This is a genomic window from Klebsiella sp. WP4-W18-ESBL-05 (genome assembly GCF_014169075.1).
Lineage (GTDB): Bacteria > Pseudomonadota > Gammaproteobacteria > Enterobacterales > Enterobacteriaceae > Kluyvera > Kluyvera ascorbata_B.
The window spans coordinates 859,113-880,525 of the sequence record NZ_AP022057.1 but is presented as its reverse complement, the minus strand read 5'-3'; the positions used below and the strand labels follow the sequence as shown (position 1 = coordinate 880,525).

Here is a 21,413-nt window from a genome sequence, read left to right as displayed (position 1 = left end):
TTCTATTCCATTAAACGAGGAAGTTGCCCAGCACCAGCAGCGACACGGAGACGTTAATTGCACCGCCGATACGGGTCGCAATCTGCGCGAACGGCATCAGGCTCATGCGGTTACCGGCGGTCAGAATCGCGACGTCGCCGGTGCCGCCCTGGCCGCTCTGGCAGCAAGAGACGATGGCGACATCAATCGGGTGCATGCCGATTTTTTTGCCGACGAAGAAACCGGTCGCAACCAGCGCAGACACGGTGCTGACGATCACCAGCAGATTGCTGAGGGTGAAAGCGTTAACCAGCTCCTGCCACGGGGTGATAGCCACGCCGACGGCAAACAGCACCGGATAAGTCACTGAGGTCTGGAAGAATTTATAAACCACCTGCGAACCTTCGAGCAGGCGTGGAGAGGCGCCGTGGCACAGCTTGACCAGCACCGCCATAAACAGCATGCCAACCGGTGCCGGCAAGCCAATCAGCTTGTGACCTAACATACCGAGCATGTACAGCAGCACCGCCAGCAGCGCGCCTGAAGCAATGGTGGTCACGTCAGTTTTGCCCGACAGCGCCGGCTGTGCGGATGCGGTATCGGCGTTGGCGCGGTTAGGCATCAACTGGCCCTCACCGGTCAGGTGCGGGTAGCGTTTGCCCAGTTGGTTCAGGCAACCGGAGATAATGATGGCCGTCAGCCCGCCCAGCATCACCATCGGCAGCACGCGGCCCAGCGCTACGCCCTGATCCATATGCAGCAGCGTGGCATAGCCGATGGATAACGGGATCGCCCCCTCGCCGACGCCGCCCGCCATGATCGGCAGAATGATAAAGAAGAAGATCTGGAACGGCTCAAGGCCCAGCGCCATGCCGACGCCCATCCCAACGATCATGCCGACGATTTCGCCACACAGCATGGGGAAGAAGATCCGCAGGAAGCCCTGAATCAGCACCGTACGGTTCATGCTCATGATGCTGCCGACGATGATGCAGCAGATATAGAGGTACAGAATATTGGTCGATTTGTAGAATTTCGTCGTCGACTCCACCACCACGTCCGGCAGCAGCCCGTAGTAGACCAGCGCGGAAGGGATAAAGGTGGCACAAATTGCCGCCGCCCCTAGCTTGCCGACGATCGGCAGACGCTTACCGAACTCACCGCAGGCAAAACCAAAAAATGCCAGCGTCGCAACCATCACCACGATATCGCTTGGTAGCTTACCGCCCAGGCAATCAATCGCGATAAGCGCCCCGGCCAACAGGAACAGGGGCAGCGGAATAATGCCAACTTTCCAGGTGTCCATAATATGCCACCAGCGCTCCTTGAGGGCCGGTCGCTGAATTTCTATCGGGTCGTGGGTAACAGAGAATGAATCATCAGTAGTGCTCATAATGAAGCCCTTTGGTTATTTTGTGAGGCTAGCTTAAGGGCCAAAAGGCTTACTTTATGTGAGTGATAGCATATTAAAACCGAAGTTTTAATGGCGCCTATGGTTTTAATGGTTTCTTTTATTTAATGTGATTAGCGCCTTATTTAAAGGCGTGGTTTTTATGGTTTCTATTCTGCGCTGAATGCCACAGGCGGATTTATTAATTTAGCCTTAATAAAGAGTACTTTTCAGATAACTCTCGTTCTGCGCCAGGCTGTGCAAGGGATCACAAGTTTCTGGCAAAGCCCGGCAGCGGCGATAAAAAAGATGATATATTGTCGGCTTCCGTCGCTGCCGTGCGTGAGTCTGATGAAAGTATCGTTCCAGATAAAACTGTTTATTTCCCTGGTTGCCTTTTTCTCGGTGCTGTTTGCGCTACTGGGTAGCTATTATTATATTGACGTCGGCCAGCAGCTATATCAGGAAATGAGCGGGCGGGCAAAAATACAGGCAGAAGAAATAGCTGTGATTCCCAGTTTGCGTAAACAGGTTGCCGAGAAAAACGTTCCAGCCATCCGTGACTTTATGCAAAAAATAGCCGCCCGTAGTGACGCTAGTTTTATCGTCATTGGTGATAATAAAGGCCTTCATCTGTTCCACTCGGTATTTGCCGACAGGATAGGTAAAACTCTGGTCGGCGGCGATAATGAAGAAGTGCTCCAGGGCAAAAGCACCACCACCATTCGGCAGGGCGGTTTAGGCATTTCCCTGCGCAGCAAGGCGCCTATTTTCGACGACCACGGCAAGGTTATCGGTATTGTTTCCGTGGGCTACCTTACCAGCTACCTCGACAGCATTACCGTCAACAAAGTGGTCAATATCCTGATCGCCGCAGTGCTTCTGCTGATGGCGCTGTTTGTTTTCTCCTGGTTCTTTACCCGCAGCATCAAGAAACAAATCTTCTCTCTTGAACCGCGCGAGATTGGCCTGCTGGTTCGCCAGCAGAAAGCGATGATGGAGTCTATCTATGAAGGCGTTATCGCTATCGACGACAACCTGCGCATTGAGGTCATTAACCAGGCGGCGCGTAAGCTGCTTGGCCTGAGCCTGCCGGCGCGCCAGCTGCGCGGAAAGCCTATCGGCGACGTCATCGCCCTCGTGCCCTTTTTCGAGCGCAGCGCCATGCTCAGGCAGGATACGCACGACGAAATCTGTCACTTTAACGACCTGACGGTCATCGCCAGCCGCGTGCGAATCATGCTGGAAAATGCGCTTCAGGGCTGGGTGATTACCTTTCGCGATCGTAACGAGATCGATTCGCTTAGCGCTCAGCTAAGCCAGGTAAAACGCTACGCCGATAACCTGCGCATTATGCGCCATGAGCAGCTTAACCGTATGACCACCCTCTCCGGTCTGCTGCATATGGGGCGCTACGACGAAGCAATTGGCTATATTCAGGCCCAGTCGGAACACGCGCAGGAGCTACTGGATTTCATCTCCTCACGCTTCAGTTCCCCCACGTTATGCGGGCTGCTGCTGGGGAAAGCCGCGCGCGCCCGCGAAAAAGGCGTGGTGCTGGAGTTCGACCCGGCCTGCGAGATGCGACGTCCCTTCCCGCCGCTGAGCGAGTCGGAGACGATCTCGATTATTGGTAATCTGATTGATAACGCCATCGAAGCGACCCAGCGATCGCCGCTGCCGCACGCGCCGGTCGAGATCTTGATTAAGCTCAGCGAACAGGAGCTGATTATCGAAGTCGCAGATCGGGGAATTGGCATTACGCCGGCGATCCGCGAACATATTTTTGAGCGCGGCATTACCACCAAAACCCGAGGCGACCACGGTATCGGACTCTACCTTATCGACAGCTATGTCACCCAGGCGGGCGGCCTGATCGAAGTGTCTGATAACGCGCCCAGCGGCACGATTTTCTCTTTATTCATTCCCGCCGCAGGGCCTGCCCGGCGTACCGCACAGCAACTGGAAGATACCGACTATGCAACATGAACTTATCGATGTACTGATTGTGGAAGATGAGAATGAGCTGGCGCAGCTGCACGCGGAGCTCATCGACAAGCACCCGCGTCTGCGGCTGGTCGGTATTGCCTCTTCGCTGGCCGACGCGCAACAACAGCTACAGAGCAAGCAGCCGCAGCTACTGCTGCTGGATAACTACCTGCCGGACGGTAAGGGCATTACGCTTATCAGCGACCCGATGCTGGCCCGCGCCAACTGCTCGGTTATCTTCATCACCGCCGCCAGCGATATGGACACCTGTAGTCAGGCCATTCGTAACGGCGCCTTTGACTACATCCTTAAGCCGGTATCGTGGAAACGTCTGAGCCAGTCGCTTGAACGCTTCGTGCAGTTTGCCGAACAGCAGCGGGTGTGGAAAATCGTCGACCAGCAAAACGTGGACTCACTCTATTTACTGCAGGCGAAAAACTACCGTCAGGACAACGGCAGCAAGGGCATTGAGGAAAATACGCTGGCCAGGGTACAAACGCTGTTTAACGCCCGGGAAAACCACTGTTTCTCGGTTGACGAAGTGGTCAGCGAAACCGGGCTCAGTAAAACCACCGCCCGTCGCTATCTTGAGCACTGCGTGGAATCCGGGTATTTAAGCGTTGAAATGCTGTATGGCAAGATTGGCCACCCGCGCCGCATGTACCGCCGCAGTGCGGCCTAGCCCCTCACCACGCGATGAGGGGCTAGCGCCCATTATTTCAACACGTAGCCGTACAGTCGGCTAATGCCGTCGGCGTCTTTCTCGCTGTACACCCCCTGAAGCTCCGGCGAGAAACCGGGCAGCAGGTTAACGCCCTCTTCCAGCGCCAGGAAATAGCGCTGCACCGCCCCGCCCCACACTTCTCCCGGCACCACGCACAGCACGCCCGGTGGGTATGGCAGCGCCCCTTCGGCGGCAATTCGCCCTTCCGCGTCACGAATGCGCACCAGCTCGACGTTGCCGCGAATAAACTCACCGTTAGCGTCCTGCGGGTTCATCACCACTTTCGGCAGGCTCTCCTTACGGAACATCGCTTTTTGCAGATCTTTCACCTCAAAGCTGACGTACAGATCGTGCATCTCCTGGCACAGTTCGCGCAGCGTATAGTCGCGGTAGCGCAGCGGATGCTTGCTGTAAACGCTCGGCAGTACCTCCGCCAGCGGCGTGTCATCTTCGATATGCTGCTCAAAGCGGGCCAGCATCGCCACCAGTTGGGCCATTTTCTCCGGCGTTTCCGCCGGGGTCAGCAAGAAGAGGATCGAGTTCAGATCGCACTTCTCCGGGACGATCCCGTTCTCGCGCAGGTAGTGGGCCAGAATGGTCGCCGGAATACCAAACTCGGTGTATTTTCCGGTTTCGGCATCGATCCCAGGCGTCGTCAGCAGCAGCTTGCACGGATCGACAAAGTACTGATCCTGGGCGTAGCCCTCAAAACCATGCCAGCGCGCGCCCGGCGCGAAGCTGAAGAAACGTCTATCGCTGGCGAGGGTTTGGGTGGAATGCTCTTGCCACGGGCGTCCGTCAACCATCGGCGGGATAAACGGCTGGATCAGCTTACAGCTGGCAATAATTGCTTTGCGCGCTTCAATACCCAGCTCGACGCACTCGGCCCACAGGCGGCGACCGCTCTCCCCTTCGTGAATTTTGGCATTAATGTCCAGCGCCGCGAACAGCGGATAAAACGGGCTGGTTGAGGCGTGCAGCATAAAGGCGTTGTTCAACCGCTTGTGCGGGCAAAAGCGCGCCTGACCACGAATATGGTTGTCTTTTTTGTGGATCTGCGAGGTTTGCGAGAAGCCCGCCTGCTGTTTATGCACCGACTGCGTCACAAAAATGCCCGGATCGTTTTCGTTTAACGCCAGCAGCAGCGGCGAGGTATCCGCCATCATATCGATAAACTGCTCATAGCCTACCCATGCGGAGTCAAACAGGATGTAGTCGCACAGATGGCCAATTTTATCCACTACCTGACGGGCGTTATAGATGGTGCCGTCGTAAGTGCCCAGTTGGATCACCGCCAGACGGAACGGACGCGGCGCGTCGGCCTTCTCCGGCGCCGCTTCACGAATCAGCTCGCGCAGGTAGCGTTCGTCAAAACAGTGCTCGTCAATACCGCCAATGAAACCAAACGGGTTACGCGCCGCTTCCAGGTAAACCGGCGTCGCCCCGGCCTGGATCAGCGCACCGTGGTGGTTTGATTTGTGGTTGTTACGGTCAAACAGCACCAGATCGCCACGCGTCAGCAGCGCATTAGTCACCACTTTGTTGGCCGCCGAAGTGCCGTTCAGCACGAAATAGGTTTTATCCGCGTGGAATACTTTAGCGGCAAATTTCTGCGCGTGCTTGGCGGATCCCTCATGGATTAAGAGATCGCCAAGCTTCACGTCAGCGTTGCACATGTCGGCGCGGAAAACATTTTCGCCGAAGAAGTCGTAGAACTGACGCCCCGCCGGATGCTTTTTAAAGAATGCGCCGTGCTGGTGCCCAGGACAGGCGAAGGTGCTATTGCCCATCTCAACGTACTGGGTCAGGGTGTTGAAGAACGGCGGCAGCAAATTCTCTTCATAGCGACAGGCGGCCGCTTCCAGCGCCAGCCACTCCTGCTCTTTGCCGCTGATGACCGCTTCCACGCCGTCCGGCGCGCGAAGGTCGTCCGTCGAGAACACAAACACCGGCAGATGAAAACCGGTGCGCTTGAGCAACGCAAGAATACCGCTATGGCTGTCGGCCACGGTAATGACGACTGCTGCCACATCGGTAAAGTCGGTACTATCCAGCGCCACCACGCCACGGGGGCTGGACAGGCGAGAGACCAGTTCACGACTGGCAGCAATGTTCATTGATTTCATAAGCGCAACGACCCACTCAGGGAGAGTAAAAGCCCCGGACAAAGCTACTGGCCTTGCCCCACAAAGCGTCTGGGTGCAACTGGGTTACAGCTCCGACCGCCAGACATCAGTAAAAGCAGACGGCGTCTAATCTTACTGTTGTCCTGCAGTGAGCATGCGTTGACCTCACCGCATGGTGAGCAAAACGGAACGGGCAGGCTTTCGCAAGCAAGCGAAGCGGCATTGGCGATGTAATGGCAATAATGTCATTGCAGGCTGCCCCCGTGGAGGAAAGGAGAAATTTCGCGCAATCATGGCACCATTGACCAGAGGGCGCAAGACGAAATTTTTATGCACTAACCCTACGAAGAAACAAATACTGAACCGATTAATCGGTCCATAATAATGCAGGAGTTAGCGATAATTAACAGGAGTTAACGTGGTAATAGGTCCCTTTATTAATGCCAGCGCGGTGCTCGTCGGCGGGCTGATCGGCGCATTGCTCAGCCAGCGTCTGCCGGAACGCATTCGCGTTTCGATGACCTCTATTTTCGGCCTTGCTTCGCTGGGCATTGGGCTGCTGCTGGTCATCAAGTGCGTCAATATGCCGGTAATGGTGCTGGCGACGCTGATTGGCGCGCTGATCGGCGAGTTTTGTCATCTGGAAAAAGGCATTAACAACGCGGTGGCGCGGGCGCAAAAGCGGCTGATCAAACCGGGGAAAAACCCCGAACACGAGACGTTTATTCAGAGCTTCGTGGCGATCATCGTACTGTTTTGCGCCAGCGGTACCGGGATTTTTGGTTCGATGCACGAAGGGATGACCGGCGATCCCACCATTCTTATCGCCAAGTCGTTTCTCGACTTCTTCACCGCCATGATTTTCGCCTGCTCGCTGGGTTTTGCGGTCTGCATCATCAGCGTGCCGATGCTGGTCATTCAGCTGTCGCTGGCGTTTTGCGCGTTTATGATCCTGCCACTGACCACTCCGGCGATGATGGCCGACTTTACCGCCGTCGGTGGCCTGCTGCTGCTGGCAACCGGCCTGCGCATCTGCGGCATTAAGATGTTTGCGGTGGTGAATATGCTGCCCGCACTGCTGCTGGCAATGCCGATTTCCGCCGCCTGGACGGCATTTTTTGCCTGATGCAGCGTGCAAAACAGGAAAAGCGGTGATATGTTGTGCAACTCGCCGCAAATTTTATAAATTTCATTGACGAGGCGCGGCGATTACGGTTTAATGCGCCCCGTTGCCCGGATAGCTCAGTCGGTAGAGCAGGGGATTGAAAATCCCCGTGTCCTTGGTTCGATTCCGAGTCCGGGCACCACTCATTTATAACCCTCGCTTCGGCGGGGGTTTTTGCTTTTTGAGTCAACAACTTGTTGGTTTATCAGTAGTTACCGCCCTTATTTCTCCTCCGGCCCCGCTTCCCGGTGGTACAAAATGGGCATTATGAACCAACTAAGAACCGCTTCGGCGTTTATCACGTCCGTAAAGTCGTCCCTGATCGCCTTCGGGGCATCCTTAACAAACGTGAAATCAAGTTCACCCTTGATGCCAAAGACGCCAGCGAAGCCAGAATGTGTGCCCCCGCTATCTTATGGTGCTCGCGAACGCAACTTACAGCGTGCTGTCTGACGAGAAAAAATAGCCCGATGGTCGATCGTGACAATAGTTTTACCTTGCTAACCGGCGTGAGCCGGCGGTTTTGATGGTGCTTGTTCCGTTAGTGATAAGGCGCATGATTGTTGAAATAAGATGACCGCTTCGGCGGTCATCTTATTAGTGATAGCTCACAGGTCGTGAGCCATTAAAGTACCGGCGCGTCCGGTTTTGCAATCAGGCTATTGATATCGATATCTGCGGAAGAACAGTTCTCAACGGTGATACTCATTGTTGAACCATTATTCTGCATCTGCCCATTGGTGTTGATTTCTATCACCGCATTACCGTTATCATCGTTAGTGACTCTGATATACGAGGCCAGATCGGTATCGGCAATGTCGCCAAGCAGATCGCTTAAATCAATGCGATCGCCTTCATCCGCACGGAAATCTTTAATCACGTCGTGGCCCCCATCACCTTTAAGCCAGGTGAAGGTGTCACTGCCGCTGCCGCCATAAAGCGTGTCGTTGCCCTGACCGCCGATAAGAATATCGTTTCCAGCGCCGCCGATCAGGATGTCATCGCCTGTGCCACCGTAAAGCAGGTCGTTGCCTTCGTCCCCGTGCAGGATGTCATTACCGCCGCCGCCGTACAGGATATCGTTTCCACTACCGCCATGGAGAATATCGTCACCGCCGCCCGGCGCGCTGATATCGAACTCATGACTATTGTCGGTGATGTACTTCTGCACATCGGCGAGAGTGATGTTTTCGGTACCCAATTTACCCGCGATATAGTCAAACAGTTCGCTAAATGCGTTGTAGCCATCGCCAAACAGAATATCATTGCCTACGCCGCCATAAAGGAGGTCGTCGCCATCACCGCCCGCGAGAATATCTTCGCCACCCCCGCCATAGATAATATCGTTACCTGCGCCACCGAACAGAATATCGTCGCCGCCGTCGGTTCGCGACATGTCGAAGACGTCAGGATGTTCAGTAATATACTGATGGATATGGGCAGATGTGATGGACGTAACGCTAACGCCCATCTCTTTCGCGATCAGTTCCCGAATGGCGGTAAAACCATTGCCTGCGATTCCCGCAAATTCGACGGCATCGCCAAAGATAATGTCGTTACCGGATTTACCCTGGACAATATCCTCCGCGCCCTCTACCCGAACATCGTTCTTACCCAGAATGGCGTCCGCAAGTTCATTCGCTTTAATATCGGTCTGAACGTTACCATCGGAATCATAGGCTTTTAGATCGTCAGCACCGATAGCGCTGTTAACGCCTAATGCTTCAATCGAACCGCAGACGGCCAGTAACAGCGCAAATGACTCCATTGAGCCGTAGGTCAGGTTAGGGTTATTGGCGCTAGACGCAGTACCGTTACCAAACGATCCTGAAATCGTATAGCCCCCGGCGCCATCTGAAACGACGGTACCGATTTTAGTTTTGCTACTTCCATTCCACTCGTAGACGTTGCCATTTTTATCAATAACCTCGCGATTAACGCCATTGATCCTTAACGTAACGGCGGTACCAGGCTGATACTGGAGAGTACTCATATCCAGTTTTGTTTCGTAATTTGAACGCGCGTCCACATCGACAACTTTGGTTGTACCCGTAAAGATTGTCGGCTTTCCATCGGTGATGAAATAGGTGAGGTTGGTGCTGTCATCCCCTTCAAATTGCGAGAACCAGTCTGCCGCGCTTTCAAAAGCGGCACCGTAGTTCGTGCTGCCGCCGCTCGTCATCTTATTGAGTTGGGTATAAAGATCGTTCAGCGCTTTGTCTCGTTGTGCCTCGGTCATGTCTGCGGAGAACGACACGTCATAGGCAAACTGCACTTTGGAATCAAAGTCCACCAACAGGATATTGAGCGTCCCTGAACTTTCGTGCTCGGTGCCCGCAGCCAATGTTGAGAAGACGGTTTTCAGAGAGGCAATTAATGCCTTGATATCGCTTGATGAGACGCTGCCGGAGGTATCCACCAGGAAGGCAATATTGTAGTCCTGCCCTGGCTGCGCCTGGAATCCTTCAACATCGCCGATAATCACGTTGCTACTGCCTTCATTGCCATGAATGGTATCGTCGGCGGCGGTACCTAATTGCTCGGTGGCGGTCTCGCTATCCACGGTGCGATCGGCGTGATCCGTTGCGGTATTTCCGGCTGCATCGGTGATAGTGATACTGGCGTCAACTTTCGGTGTTTCGACCAGGTCTGCCGTATCCACCGTTAACTCCCAAACTAACTTATCGCCGACTTGCTTGAGGGCCACATTATCATAGGTCTTGTTGTTTACGGTGATACTGACAGTATCGTTCTCTGTTGCTTCACCAGTGACATAACCCGTAATGGTGGTTGTTGGCGCTTCTTGTCCCTGCCAGTGGGTGGTTTCGGAAATATCGAGATAATCGTCGCCGGTGATAGGGTCAATAAAGATTTCAACATCAGCATTTATGTCGATGCTGACGTCGGTGGTGTCGGTGTCATCCGCCGAGTTACCGGCTTTGTCATAGCCGGTGACGCTGGCCTCGATCTCGGTGCCGTCCTGCAGCTGGCTGGTCGGTACCTTAACCGACCAGCTCAGGTCTTCCTGGACCACGGCGGTGTAGGTCTGGTCACCGATGGTGATCTGCACTTCGTCCCACTGCACCACGTCCCTGCCCGTCACCTTGCCGGTCAGCTCGGTGAACTCATCCTCGCTTTCCTGCTGGTTGATAACGCCGTCGCCGGTGACGAGGTCGATGGTGATGGTGACTTCCGGCGCGCTCAGGTCGAGGCTGACCTCGGTGGTGTCGGTGTCATCCGCCGAGTTACCGGCTTTGTCATAGCCGGTGACGCTGGCCTCAATCTCGGTGCCGTCCTGCAGCTGGCTGGTCGGTACCTTAACCGACCAGCTCAGGTCTTCCTGGACGATGGCAGTGTAAGTCTGGTCACCGATGGTGATCTGCACTTCGTCCCACTGCACCACGTCCCTGCCCGTCACCTTGCCGGTCAGCTCGGTGAATTCGTCTTCGCTTTCCTGCTGGTTGATAACGCCGTCGCCGGTGACAAGGTCGATGGTGATGGTGACTTCCGGCGCGCTCAGGTCGAGGCTGACGTCGGTGGTGTCGGTGTCATCCGCTGAGTTACCGGCTTTGTCATAGCCGGTGACGCTGGCCTCGATCTCGGTGCCGTCCTGCAGCTGGCTGGTCGGCACCTTAACCGACCAGCTCAGGTCTTCCTGGACCACGGCGGTGTAGGTCTGGTCACCGATGGTGATCTGCACTTCGTCCCACTGCACCACCTCCCTGCCCGTCACCTTGCCGGTCAGCTCGGTGAATTCGTCTTCGCTTTCCTGCTGGTTGATAACGCCGTCGCCGGTGACGAGGTCGATGGTGATGGTGACTTCCGGCGCGCTCAGGTCGAGGCTGACCTCGGTGGTGTCGGTGTCATCCGCCGAGTTACCGGCTTTGTCATAGCCGGTGACGCTGGCCTCGATCTCGGTGCCGTCCTGCAGCTGGCTGGTCGGTACCTTAACCGACCAGCTCAGGTCTTCCTGGACCACGGCGGTGTAGGTCTGGTCGCCGATGGTGATCTGCACTTCGTCCCACTGCACCACGTCCCTGCCCGTCACCTTGCCGGTCAGCTCGGTGAACTCATCCTGGCTTTCCATCTGGTTAATAACACCGTCGCCGGTGACGAGGTCGATGGTGATGGTGACTTCCGGCGCGCTCAGGTCGAGGCTGACCTCGGTGGTGTCGGTGTCATCCGCCGAGTTACCGGCTTTGTCATAGCCGGTGACGCTGGCCTCAATCTCGGTGCCGTCCTGCAGCTGGCTGGTCGGCACCTTAACCGACCAGCTCAGGTCTTCCTGGACCACGGCGGTGTAGGTCTGGTCACCGATGGTGATCTGCACTTCGTCCCACTGCACCACGTCCCTGCCCGTCACCTTGCCGGTCAGCTCGGTGAATTCGTCTTCGCTTTCCTGCTGGTTGATAACGCCGTCGCCGGTGACGAGGTCGATGGTGATGGTGACTTCCGGCGCGCTCAGGTCGAGGCTGACGTCGGTGGTGTCGGTGTCATCCGCTGAGTTACCGGCCTGGTCATAGCCGGTGACGCTGGCCTCAATCTCGGTGCCGTCCTGCAGCTGGCTGGTCGGTACCTTAACCGACCAGCTCAGGTCTTCCTGGACCACGGCGGTGTAGGTCTGGTCACCGATGGTGATCTGCACTTCGTCCCACTGCACCACGTCCCTGCCCGTCACCTTGCCGGTCAGCTCGGTGAACTCATCCTCGCTTTCCTGCTGGTTGATAACGCCGTCGCCGGTGACGAGGTCGATGGTGATGGTGACTTCCGGCGCGCTCAGGTCGAGGCTGACCTCGGTGGTGTCGGTGTCATCCGCTGAGTTACCGGCCTGGTCATAGCCGGTGACGCTGGCCTCAATCTCGGTGCCGTCCTGCAGCTGGCTGGTCGGCACCTTAACCGACCAGCTCAGGTCTTCCTGGACCACGGCAGTGTAAGTCTGGTCACCGATGGTGATCTGCACTTCGTCCCACTGCACCACCTCCCTGCCCGTCACCTTGCCGGTCAGCTCGGTGAACTCATCCTCGCTTTCCTGCTGGTTGATAACGCCGTCGCCGGTGACGAGGTCGATGGTAATAGTGACTTCCGGCGCGCTCAGGTCGAGGCTGACCTCGGTGGTGTCGGTGTCATCCGCTGAGTTACCGGCTTTGTCATAGCCGGTGACGCTGGCCTCAATCTCGGTGCCGTCCTGCAGCTGGCTGGTCGGCACCTTAACCGACCAGCTCAGGTCTTCCTGGACCACGGCAGTGTAAGTCTGGTCACCGATGGTGATCTGCACTTCGTCCCACTGCACCACGTCCCTGCCCGTCACCTTGCCGGTCAGCTCGGTGAACTCATCCTCGCTTTCCTGCTGGTTGATAACGCCGTCACCGGTGACAAGGTCGATGGTAATAGTGACCGTTGGTGGCATCGTATCAATAGACACCGCGCTATCGGCACTCGCACTGGCCTGATTGCCATACTGATCGTAGGTCGTCACGCTGGCATGCACATCGCCAGCCGCCACCAAATCGCTGGTATTCACCTCGACTGACCAACGCCCGTCGGCGTCAACCTGAGTCTGATACTGGTTGCCGTTAATGGTGACAGTCACCGTATCACCCGGGCGCACATCCTTCCCGGTCGTGCCGCCGATCGCTGTTTTCTCCTGAGCGGCCTCTTGTCTGTTGATGACGTTATCACCAGCAATCATATCAATCGTGATGCTGGCTTCGGGTAATGTTATCGGGGACGTTGGCTGCGTTGGCGGTGTTACGGTTTCATCACTGCTGGTGTCAGCTTCCGGCCTGATCAGTGTGATTTCTTCGACCGGCGCAATGACCGATGTATCCAATCCTTCCGTCGGATAACCGGCGGTAGGATCGAGTATTTCCCCCGTCAGATCGAGAATGACATGGGTATGACCGCTTTCGGCTCCTGTCGGTGCGGAGGATGAGTCAATAATTGGGCTATTACCCGCAGCGGTTGCTTCAAGCACCTGGGTCGGGTCAGCACCTTCGGCAATGGCTTGCTGCGATGCCGCAATCGCCTGGGCGTCAACATCTGCGGTGGTGGAGATGGCAGTGGCGTCACTTCCCCATTCACTTCCACGGCCCAGATCCATATCTTTACCATTGGGCAGCGTGATGGTGGCCGCCCCCTGGTCAGTAACGACAACTTCCCCGCGCATAACCTGCTCACCTTCTGTTGCCAGGCGTCGAGTACCGTCAGACGCGACGATCCATACTTGCCCCATAACTGCCTTTATCGTTCCTATAATCGCTGACATAGCGGTCTCTCCTTAGAGTGCAAATTACGTGGTAGTAAGTAGATACAATCTACTTATTAATCATCTTTGTAAGATTAATTACGTATATTTCGTGAGGTGGTAATCATGATGGCTATTTTTTCTTCGAGTATATATATCCTTTTTTGCATTTGTAATAACGCCCTGAATTTATTTTGTATGCACTTTGATTTTCATTGCTTTTCAAATCCTTAATATCAGTTTTAATTAAGATTCAGGATTAATGAAACAAGTGTTCCCTGATTGTCATGATTCACTTCCCGTTAAATGCAGACCTCAGCCAAATAATTGATTTTATTTATTTATTTTTTCATTATTTGTTTTTTGTGATTGCTATACATACGATGGTATGTTTTATTTTTTTATCACTTAATTTATTATTCTAATAGGTATTTACTAACCCTAATGATTTGTTATTGCGTGTCATAAATATAAAGAATTATTGAAGGATATTATAAATGATTCCCGTGAACATATCTGGTAACTTGAGTGAGCAATAAGTATTGTAATGTCTTTTGCGTCATTGCCCGGAATTTACGGATGAGAAAGAGCTAACTACCTTAACCGGGTCTGTTATTAAGGATATAACGTATGACACTACATTCACCTGCTCCAGGCGAGCATGAGGTAATTGAATTACAAGAAGAGATCAAAATTGACCCGCGCGAGCTGTGTGATGATCCGCTTCTTGATAGCCTGATGGCCATTTGTACGCTGCACGGAAAAGCCTCCAGCCGCGTATCGCTTACGGCGGGATTGCCGCTGAAAAATAATCGTCTGACGCTGCCTATTTTTCCACGTGCTGCGGCGCGTGCCGGGCTACGTGTACGGATGCTTAAACGTGAGCTGAGCAAAATCACGGCGTTATCACTACCGGCCATCCTCATCCTCAAAAATAACCGCACGGCGGTGCTGTTTGGCTGGAATGAGAACGGGCAGGCGCGGATCCTGCCTGGTGACACCAATGGCGGCGAGATCGTGGTCGATCGGGCGGTGCTGGCGGAAGAGTACTCCGGTGTTACGCTGTTTATCCAACCTATTCACCAAAGCGAAAGAACCAAAGCCACGCTGCTGCCACGCACCCGAACCTGGTTTCGCGATACGCTGAAACTGTCGCGCTTTCTGTATGTCGATGCGATTGTCGCCAGCTTTCTGATTAATGTCATTGCCTTATGTACGCCCCTGTTCGTGATGAACGTTTACGACCGCGTCGTGCCCAATCAGGCCACCTCCACCTTATGGGTTCTGGCTATTGGTATCACGGTCGCGTTTTTATTCGACCTGTTGCTCAAAACGTTGCGTACGCGCTGTCTGGGCATTGCCGGAAAGAAAACCGACATGATTGTCTCGGCATCGCTGTTTGAGCGCATCACCGGGATGGCAATGAAAGCGCGCCCGTCGCGGATGGGCAGCTTTGCCCAGAATATTCATGAGATCCAATCACTGCGGGATTTCCTCTCTTCATTAACCATGGCGACCTTAATCGATATGCCCTTCACGCTGCTGATGTTGCTGGTGATTGGCATTATCGGCGGGCCGCTGGTCTTTATCCCTTTGGTCGCATTTCCTTTAGCGCTGGTAGTGAGCTGGGCTATCCAGAAACCACTGAACAAGACCATTGATGACACCATGAAGCTGGCCTCGGAGCGCCAGGCGGTGCTGATTGAAACGCTTAGCGGGCTGGATGCAATCAAGGTCAACAATGTGCAGAGCGAGCGCCAGCACATGTGGGAAAGCACGCTAGTGGCCCTGAGCAAAAAAGAGCTGCGGGTAAAAACGCTCTCCACGCTGGCTATCAATTTCACCTCATGGTTACAACAGTTCTCCGGCGTTGCGATGATTGTGGCGGGCGTGTACCTGATTATTGACGGCAACCTCAGCATGGGAGGACTTATCGCCTGCTACATGCTCAATGGCCGCGCGCTGGTACCTATGGGACAGCTCAGCGGGCTGGTAACCCGTTACCAGCAGGCGAGAATGACGATGAAAACCACCGAGGAGATGATGGATCTGCCTCAGGAACGCCAGGACGATCGTCCGCTCGTCGCACGTGAAAAACTGCTGGGCAGCATTAGCTTCCAGAACGTGACCTTTACCTATCCAGGCCAAAAGCGGCCCTCGCTCAACGGCATCTCTTTCACCATCACCCCGGGCGAGCATGTCGGCATCATCGGGCGCAGCGGTTCAGGGAAAAGCTCACTGGCCAAACTGCTCGTCGGCTTTTATCAGCCGGATTCCGGCGAAATCCTGCTCGATGGTATGGATTCCAACCAAATTGACGTCAACGATGTCCGCCATAACATTGGCTACGGGCCGCAGGATATCCACCTGTTTAGCGGCACATTGCGGGACAACTTGCTCTGTGGGGCCAGCTATGTGGAAAAAGAGGCTATGCTCCGGGCCGCTCAGCTGGCGGGCGTGCACGAGTTTGCCCGTAAACATCCGGACGGTTACAACATGCAGGTTGGCGAACGCGGCCTGAATCTCTCGGGCGGCCAGCGCCAGGCGGTAATGCTGGCGCGTGCGCTGCTGCTTGAGCCTCCGGTGCTGTTACTCGATGAACCCACGAGCTCGATGGATAACACCACCGAAGATGCCGTACGCCGCGCGCTGATGGAGTCAAGCAAGGGACGCACAATGCTGCTGGTGACGCATCGCGCGTCGATGCTGTCGCTTGTCGACAGGCTGATCATCATCGACCGGGGACGCATTATTGCGGATGGTCCAAGGGAGAATGTCCTGACGGCACTGAAGAAGGGGCAAATCCATGCGACACAATAAATGGCTGAAAAAACTGCTGCACTGGCTGGGATTTGGCGATAACAACAACGATCTCACCATTAATGGGATCAATGGCCTGGTGATGGGTAATGGTTCTCGCTCCACCCGGACGACGCTGTGGTCGTGCCTGGCGTTCTTTATTGTGCTGATCGTCTGGGCAGCTAACGCGCAGATTGATGAGGTTACCCGAGGCGAAGGCAAAGCGATTCCTTCATCGCGGCTGCAAAAAATTCAGAACATGGAAGGCGGCATTGTGTCTGAAATTTTCGTTCATGAAGGGCAGATAGTTGAAGCCGGGCAGCCCCTGTTAAGGCTGGATGATACCCGCTTTCAATCTAACGTCGGCGAAAGCGAAGCCGATCGTTACGCGTTAATGGCGCAAATTTTGCGGCTGGAAGCGCAAATTGAGGATAAGCCCCTCGTCCTTAGCGAAGACATTGAGCGTGAAGCGCCGGGCATTGCCAGCGGTGAGCGTGAGCTGTTCAATACGCAGCGTGCGCAATTCAACAGCGAAATAGCCGGTCTGGAAGAGCAGTTATCGCAAAAAAAACAAGAGCATCTCGATTTTGAAGCGAAGAAAAAGCAGTTCAGCCACAGCCTGGGGCTGATTCAACAAGAGGTCAGAATGTCGGAGCCGTTAGTCAGCGCCGGTGCGATCTCAAAAGTTGAAATTCTGCGTCTTCGACGCTCTGAAGTTGAAACGCGTGGGCAACTTGATTCCATCGTGCTTGCTATTCCTCGAGCCCTGTCGGCAATTAAGGAAATAGAAAATAAAATCGCAGAATCACGGGGTCGCTATCGCAGTGAAATGCTGGGGCAGCTCAATGAAGCGCGCACCAATCTGACAAAAATTGAAGCCAGCGGTAAAGCAATTGAGGATCGGGTCAACCGTACATTGGTCACATCGCCGGTGCGTGGCGTTATCCAGCAAATGCTGGTGACCACCATAGGCGGTGTCATTCAGCCCGGCAGTGAGCTGGTTGAAATTGTCCCGCTTGATGACAGCCTGCTAGTTGAGGCAAAAATACGGCCGCAGGACATTGCATTTTTGCACCCGGGGCAAAAAGCGATGATTAAATTTACTGCCTATGACTACACCATCTACGGCGGTTTGAAAGGCTCTTTAGAGCATATTAGCGCTGATACCATCACCGATAACGAAGGGCGGAGTTTTTATCAAATTCGCCTCAGAACCGATCGCAATTATCTAGGAAGTGAAGATAAACCGTTATTGATTATTCCTGGCATGGTTGTCTCAGTCGACATTATTACCGGGCAAAAGACCGTGTTGAGTTATCTGCTCAAGCCGATTTTACGCGCAAAAGCAGAAGCGCTGCGTGAGCGGTAATCCTGCACATTCAGGAAACATCAAAAAGTTAATGCTGCCGTATGGCGGCAAAAGGGAAATTAATAAAAGGACGAAATGATGAGCAAACATATTCTGGCCCTGACCGGTATTTCATTACCCTTACTGTTTTCGCACACGGCCAGCGCCGTGTCGCTGGAACAGGCGGTAAAAGAGAGTTTGCTGTGGCATCCACAGGTGAGCGCCTCGGTGAACAGCCGCTACTCTGCGGATGAAGATCTCCGTGCGGCGAGAGGCGGTTTTTTACCAACCTTAAATCTCTCTGCAGGGACCGGTTGGGAACAGACGGATAACTCCAGCACCCGCGCCGCAAACGATCACCGACGTAATCTGCACCGCAGCGAGTCGAGTATCAACCTGAGCCAAAACGTGTTTAACGGTTTTGCCACGACCAGTGAAGTTGATCGCCAAAGGGCGACCGTTAACTCCCGTGCTTATTCGGTGCTGAACACAAGTGAAGTTACCGCGCTGAACGCCATCCAGAGTTACCTGGATGTGCTGATGCGCCAGCGTATGGTGAAGCTGGCGGAAGATAACCTGAAAAGCCATGAGCGCGTGTTCGACCAGATAAGCTTACGCACCCAGCAGGGAGTAGGGCGCAAGGCGGATTATGAACAGGCTCAGGCGCGTCTGGCGCAAGCGAGAAACAACCTGCTGACCGAACAGACCAACCTGGAAGATGCGCAGGCAAACTACTTTAGCGTGGTGGGTAGAGAGGCTACCGGGCTATCCATGCCAATGGCCACCAACATTCCGGCGACCCAGGCCGAAGCACATAAGCAAATGCTGGAAAACAGCCCGCTGTTAAAGCAGGCCGATGCGGACGTAGAAGCAACGCGTCAGCAGTATGAAGCGGCGAAATCCCGCTTTTACCCGAGCGTTGATATCGACCTTGGCCGTCGGATGGATAACAACATTGACGGTACGCGCGGTCACGATCAAGAGTGGCAGGCCATGCTGAGAATGCGCTACAACCTGTTTAACGGCGGCAGCGATAAAGCGCAGCTCTCTTCTTATGCCTACAAAATGCAGGAAGCGCATGATGTCAAACGTAACGCTCTGCGTCAGTTGGACGAAGAACTGCGTCTGTCCTGGAACGCCTGGCGAAATGCCAAACAGCAGGTGCCTATCGCCAAAGACTATGCCGAGCGCAGCGCCGTGGTACGCACTGCCTATCAGGAGCAGTTCAGCATTGGCGAGCGTAGCCTGCTGGATATGCTGGACAGTGAAAACGAAGTGTTCAACGCCCAGCGCCGCTATGTCGAAATGCAGTTTGTCGAAATGTTCACAACTTACCGTATCAATGCGCGCATTGGCGATCTGTTAAAGCAGCTTAACGTCCAGGCACCATCAGCCGCACAACCCATTGAAACGGCAAAATCCCCATCATCCGCACACGGCGATCTCCCTGAGCTGAGATAGCGATTGGGTTGATGAGTAAAAGGCCACCTTCTTAGAAGGTGGCTTTCGCCCAGCAACCGCGCATGGGCATACTCACCGCTCGCAAACGCACGGTATTCATCTTTCTTTACAGGCACAAACAGCGCGTATATCAAAAAGGGAACACGATCCCATCACGATCGTGTTCCCTCGCCGCCCAAACCTTCCCGCCCCTTGCCAGGGAAGTTACCCTAATCTACTGATAAACAAACGTCACCCCAATAATTGACTGCACGTTGCCCGCCGTCACCTGGCCGCTGGTTCGCGCGTAGTTAGCCGTCAGGCCCAGGCTGACCGCCGACGTGCTGACCGTACCAAGCGACACCGTGCTATTGGTTGGAACAATGTTACCGTTGCGGGTGAGCTGCACGCCAATGCCCTGCGCCGGAGAGGCGGTCGCGGTATTGGTAAAAATCGAGTTGGCGGAGTCCGCCGTTGTCCCCGTGAGGTAATAGGCCAGCTTCTGGCTCTGCGCACAGTACACCGTCAGCGGAATCGCCGTTGAGCCCGGGTAGTCGGGCAGCGTAACCGTCACGTTACGCGCAGAAACGTCGCAGCCGCCCGTGGGCACCACCACATTATTTTTGGCGTAAATGTTCCAGACGAACTGGAAGTCATCGCCGTTTTTGTTGTTGGTCTGACGCAGGATCAGAATCGCGATCAGCGTCCCGGAGGTGATCGCCACGCCGCCCGCAGAGCTAATCGGCGTCAGGTACAGAACGGTTGGCCACGGCTGATCGGTTCTCGAGTTGTAGATAATGCGCGAGGTTTCACTGGTGGTCGGAAACGGATAGTTGCTGCCGTTGTACTTCACGGTGCCAGAGAAGCTCGACAACACGCCGCCGTAGGCCGATCCGCGCTGGAGGGTGACGTAGTCAGTGATGGTCTCCGGGTAGTCGTTATGGCAAAAGATCTGCGTGGAGAGATCGACCACCAGGTTTTGCCCGACGTTCACCGCGGGCGCAAGGTCGACGTAAACGTCAGCGCTGCCGCCACCGATAGGGATCGTCGCCCCGCTGGCGGTCTTACAGGCAAACGACCAGGCATTCACAGACCAAACGGCCAGCAGCAGCGTCGTCAGCAGGGTTATCGCTTTTTTCATGACTCTCTTCTCCTGGTCAGGCGTAGGTATAGGTAACGTTAATCACCGCCTGGATAGTTCCCTGGGTGGCACCGCCGTTTACCGACAGCGCCCTCACCTGCAGCGGAAAACGCGCGGACTGTGATGACTCATCCACCTGCACTGCCGTACTGGTCCCGGTATTCAACGTATTGCCTCCGTTATCCTGTAGCTCAAGCTGGATGTTACGGGCCGTACCCTGATTCTGGTAATAGCCGGTGGCATCAGCGGTGCCGCTGAAGCTGGCGGTTACCCGCGACGTTCCCACCGGACAGTTGCTCAGCTCCAGCGCGACGCTGTGCCAGGCGGAGGACGATCCCGCCGACATTAAACTGAAGGTATACAAATCGCCGAGCTCAACGGCCGCATTGCTGGTTGAAACCGTACACGGTTTCGCCACCACTTTACCGTTGACGGTAATGGTCACATCGGCGGCCAACAGCATTGGAGAAGCCGTCACCAGCGATACCGCCAGCAGCCAGCTGTAACAGGTGCGTTTCATCAGCGCCTCCGCTTACTGAAATTCAAGAGTGAACGTCGCCGTGGCATTCACGTGGCCCGGCGTAATCGGGAGCTGCGTGGCCATCAGGCGGGCATAAAAGTTCAGCGTATTGGTCTGGCCGGGGGTCAGCGTGGTCCAGTCAATCGCAGAAGACGCCGCATTAAGCGGCAGCGTGGTCTGCTGCCCATCGAGGATTTCAATCCCCATCCCCGCCGCGGCTGATGTTCCACCATCCACCTTCAACAACCGGGTGTTTTCAGCGTCGGCTACCCCAACAAAACCCACCTTCACCGCGCTCACCGCGCCGCCGCAGGGGGAAAGCACAATGCGAAACGGAACGGCTGGCGTGGTCGCACCTACCGTGCTGAACTGCTTAGCCGCGTTGTTCATCAGGTCGACGGTAAAGTCTTTGGATTCACCGGCGACGGCGCAGCCGTTATCCCTGACGTTGCCGCTGATGGTGATCGTGCTATCGGCGGCATACGCGTTCGCAGCGGCCAGCGCGAAAATGGCGCTCAGCCAGTACTGGGGTTTCCTCATCTTCCTTT

At 54.9% G+C, this 21,413-nt stretch carries 13 protein-coding genes and 1 tRNA gene; 8 read left to right on the top strand and 6 right to left on the bottom strand.

All coding sequences use genetic code 11. The annotated features are described in order from the left end of the window. Positions 1-10: 10 nt before the first annotated feature. The gene (locus tag H7R58_RS04210; RefSeq protein WP_106925656.1) at positions 11-1,372 is read right to left on the bottom strand and encodes a 2-hydroxycarboxylate transporter family protein; all 1,362 of its coding nucleotides are present in this window, start codon (positions 1,370-1,372) and stop codon (positions 11-13) included. 348 nt (positions 1,373-1,720) lie between these two features. Here H7R58_RS04210 and H7R58_RS04205 point away from each other — a divergent pair, with 348 nt between their 5' ends. Together H7R58_RS04205 and H7R58_RS04200 are read left to right on the top strand one after the other, a co-directional pair. Then, a complete protein-coding gene (locus tag H7R58_RS04205; RefSeq protein WP_106925654.1) occupies positions 1,721-3,358 on the top strand; it encodes an ATP-binding protein in 1,638 nt (545 codons plus the stop codon). Further along, on the top strand, positions 3,348-4,040 hold the full coding sequence (locus H7R58_RS04200; protein WP_106925652.1) for a response regulator: 693 nt from the start codon (positions 3,348-3,350) through the stop codon (positions 4,038-4,040). Before H7R58_RS04205 ends, H7R58_RS04200 begins: the two co-directional genes overlap by 11 nt. 32 nt (positions 4,041-4,072) lie before the next feature. Here H7R58_RS04200 and H7R58_RS04195 read toward each other — a convergent pair whose 3' ends face one another. Continuing rightward, the gene (locus H7R58_RS04195; RefSeq protein ID WP_106925650.1) at positions 4,073-6,208 is read right to left on the bottom strand and encodes an ornithine decarboxylase; all 2,136 of its coding nucleotides are present in this window, start codon (positions 6,206-6,208) and stop codon (positions 4,073-4,075) included. Between the two features lie 418 nt (positions 6,209-6,626). Here H7R58_RS04195 and H7R58_RS04190 point away from each other — a divergent pair, with 418 nt between their 5' ends. The 3 genes from H7R58_RS04190 (at position 6,627) to H7R58_RS25590 (ending at position 7,900) form a co-directional block, all read left to right on the top strand. Beyond that, entirely contained in the window at positions 6,627-7,334 is a 708-nt protein-coding gene (locus H7R58_RS04190) for a DUF554 domain-containing protein (protein WP_106925648.1), read from the top strand. A gap of 105 nt (positions 7,335-7,439) precedes the next feature. Then, positions 7,440-7,515, top strand: a tRNA-Phe gene (locus H7R58_RS04185). A gap of 106 nt (positions 7,516-7,621) precedes the next feature. Beyond that, complete coding sequence (locus H7R58_RS25590) at positions 7,622-7,900, top strand: DUF6538 domain-containing protein (protein WP_374956735.1); 279 nt, start codon at positions 7,622-7,624, stop codon at positions 7,898-7,900. Between the two features lie 98 nt (positions 7,901-7,998). On the opposite strand, the gene H7R58_RS04180 is transcribed toward H7R58_RS25590, so the two are convergent. Continuing rightward, positions 7,999-13,638: a retention module-containing protein gene (locus H7R58_RS04180; protein ID WP_182934626.1), complete on the bottom strand. Its 5,640-nt coding sequence runs from the start codon at positions 13,636-13,638 to the stop codon at positions 7,999-8,001. A 609-nt stretch (positions 13,639-14,247) separates the two neighbouring features. Between H7R58_RS04180 and H7R58_RS04175 the strand changes: the two genes are divergently transcribed. The 3 genes from H7R58_RS04175 (at position 14,248) to H7R58_RS04165 (ending at position 19,225) form a co-directional block, all read left to right on the top strand. Further along, positions 14,248-16,437 (top strand): type I secretion system permease/ATPase, encoded by a 2,190-nt coding sequence (locus H7R58_RS04175; protein ID WP_182934625.1) that lies wholly within the window; start codon positions 14,248-14,250, stop codon positions 16,435-16,437. After that, positions 16,424-17,785, top strand: a complete 1,362-nt coding sequence (locus H7R58_RS04170) for an HlyD family type I secretion periplasmic adaptor subunit (protein WP_182928518.1) — start codon at positions 16,424-16,426, stop codon at positions 17,783-17,785. Before H7R58_RS04175 ends, H7R58_RS04170 begins: the two co-directional genes overlap by 14 nt. A 78-nt stretch (positions 17,786-17,863) precedes the next feature. After that, positions 17,864-19,225: a TolC family outer membrane protein gene (locus tag H7R58_RS04165; protein WP_413774316.1), complete on the top strand. Its 1,362-nt coding sequence runs from the start codon at positions 17,864-17,866 to the stop codon at positions 19,223-19,225. 214 nt (positions 19,226-19,439) lie between these two features. On the opposite strand, the gene H7R58_RS04160 is transcribed toward H7R58_RS04165, so the two are convergent. Genes H7R58_RS04160 through H7R58_RS04150 form a run of 3 tightly spaced genes read right to left on the bottom strand, consistent with a single transcriptional unit; the run spans position 19,440 to position 21,405 of the window. After that, positions 19,440-20,345: a fimbrial protein gene (locus H7R58_RS04160; protein ID WP_106929751.1), complete on the bottom strand. Its 906-nt coding sequence runs from the start codon at positions 20,343-20,345 to the stop codon at positions 19,440-19,442. A gap of 16 nt (positions 20,346-20,361) precedes the next feature. Further along, the gene (locus tag H7R58_RS04155) at positions 20,362-20,865 is read right to left on the bottom strand and encodes a type 1 fimbrial minor subunit FimG (protein ID WP_182930028.1); all 504 of its coding nucleotides are present in this window, start codon (positions 20,863-20,865) and stop codon (positions 20,362-20,364) included. Between the two features lie 12 nt (positions 20,866-20,877). After that, positions 20,878-21,405, bottom strand: coding sequence for a type 1 fimbrial adaptor subunit FimF (locus H7R58_RS04150; protein WP_182934624.1), 528 nt, complete (start codon positions 21,403-21,405; stop codon positions 20,878-20,880). Positions 21,406-21,413: the final 8 nt, after the last annotated feature.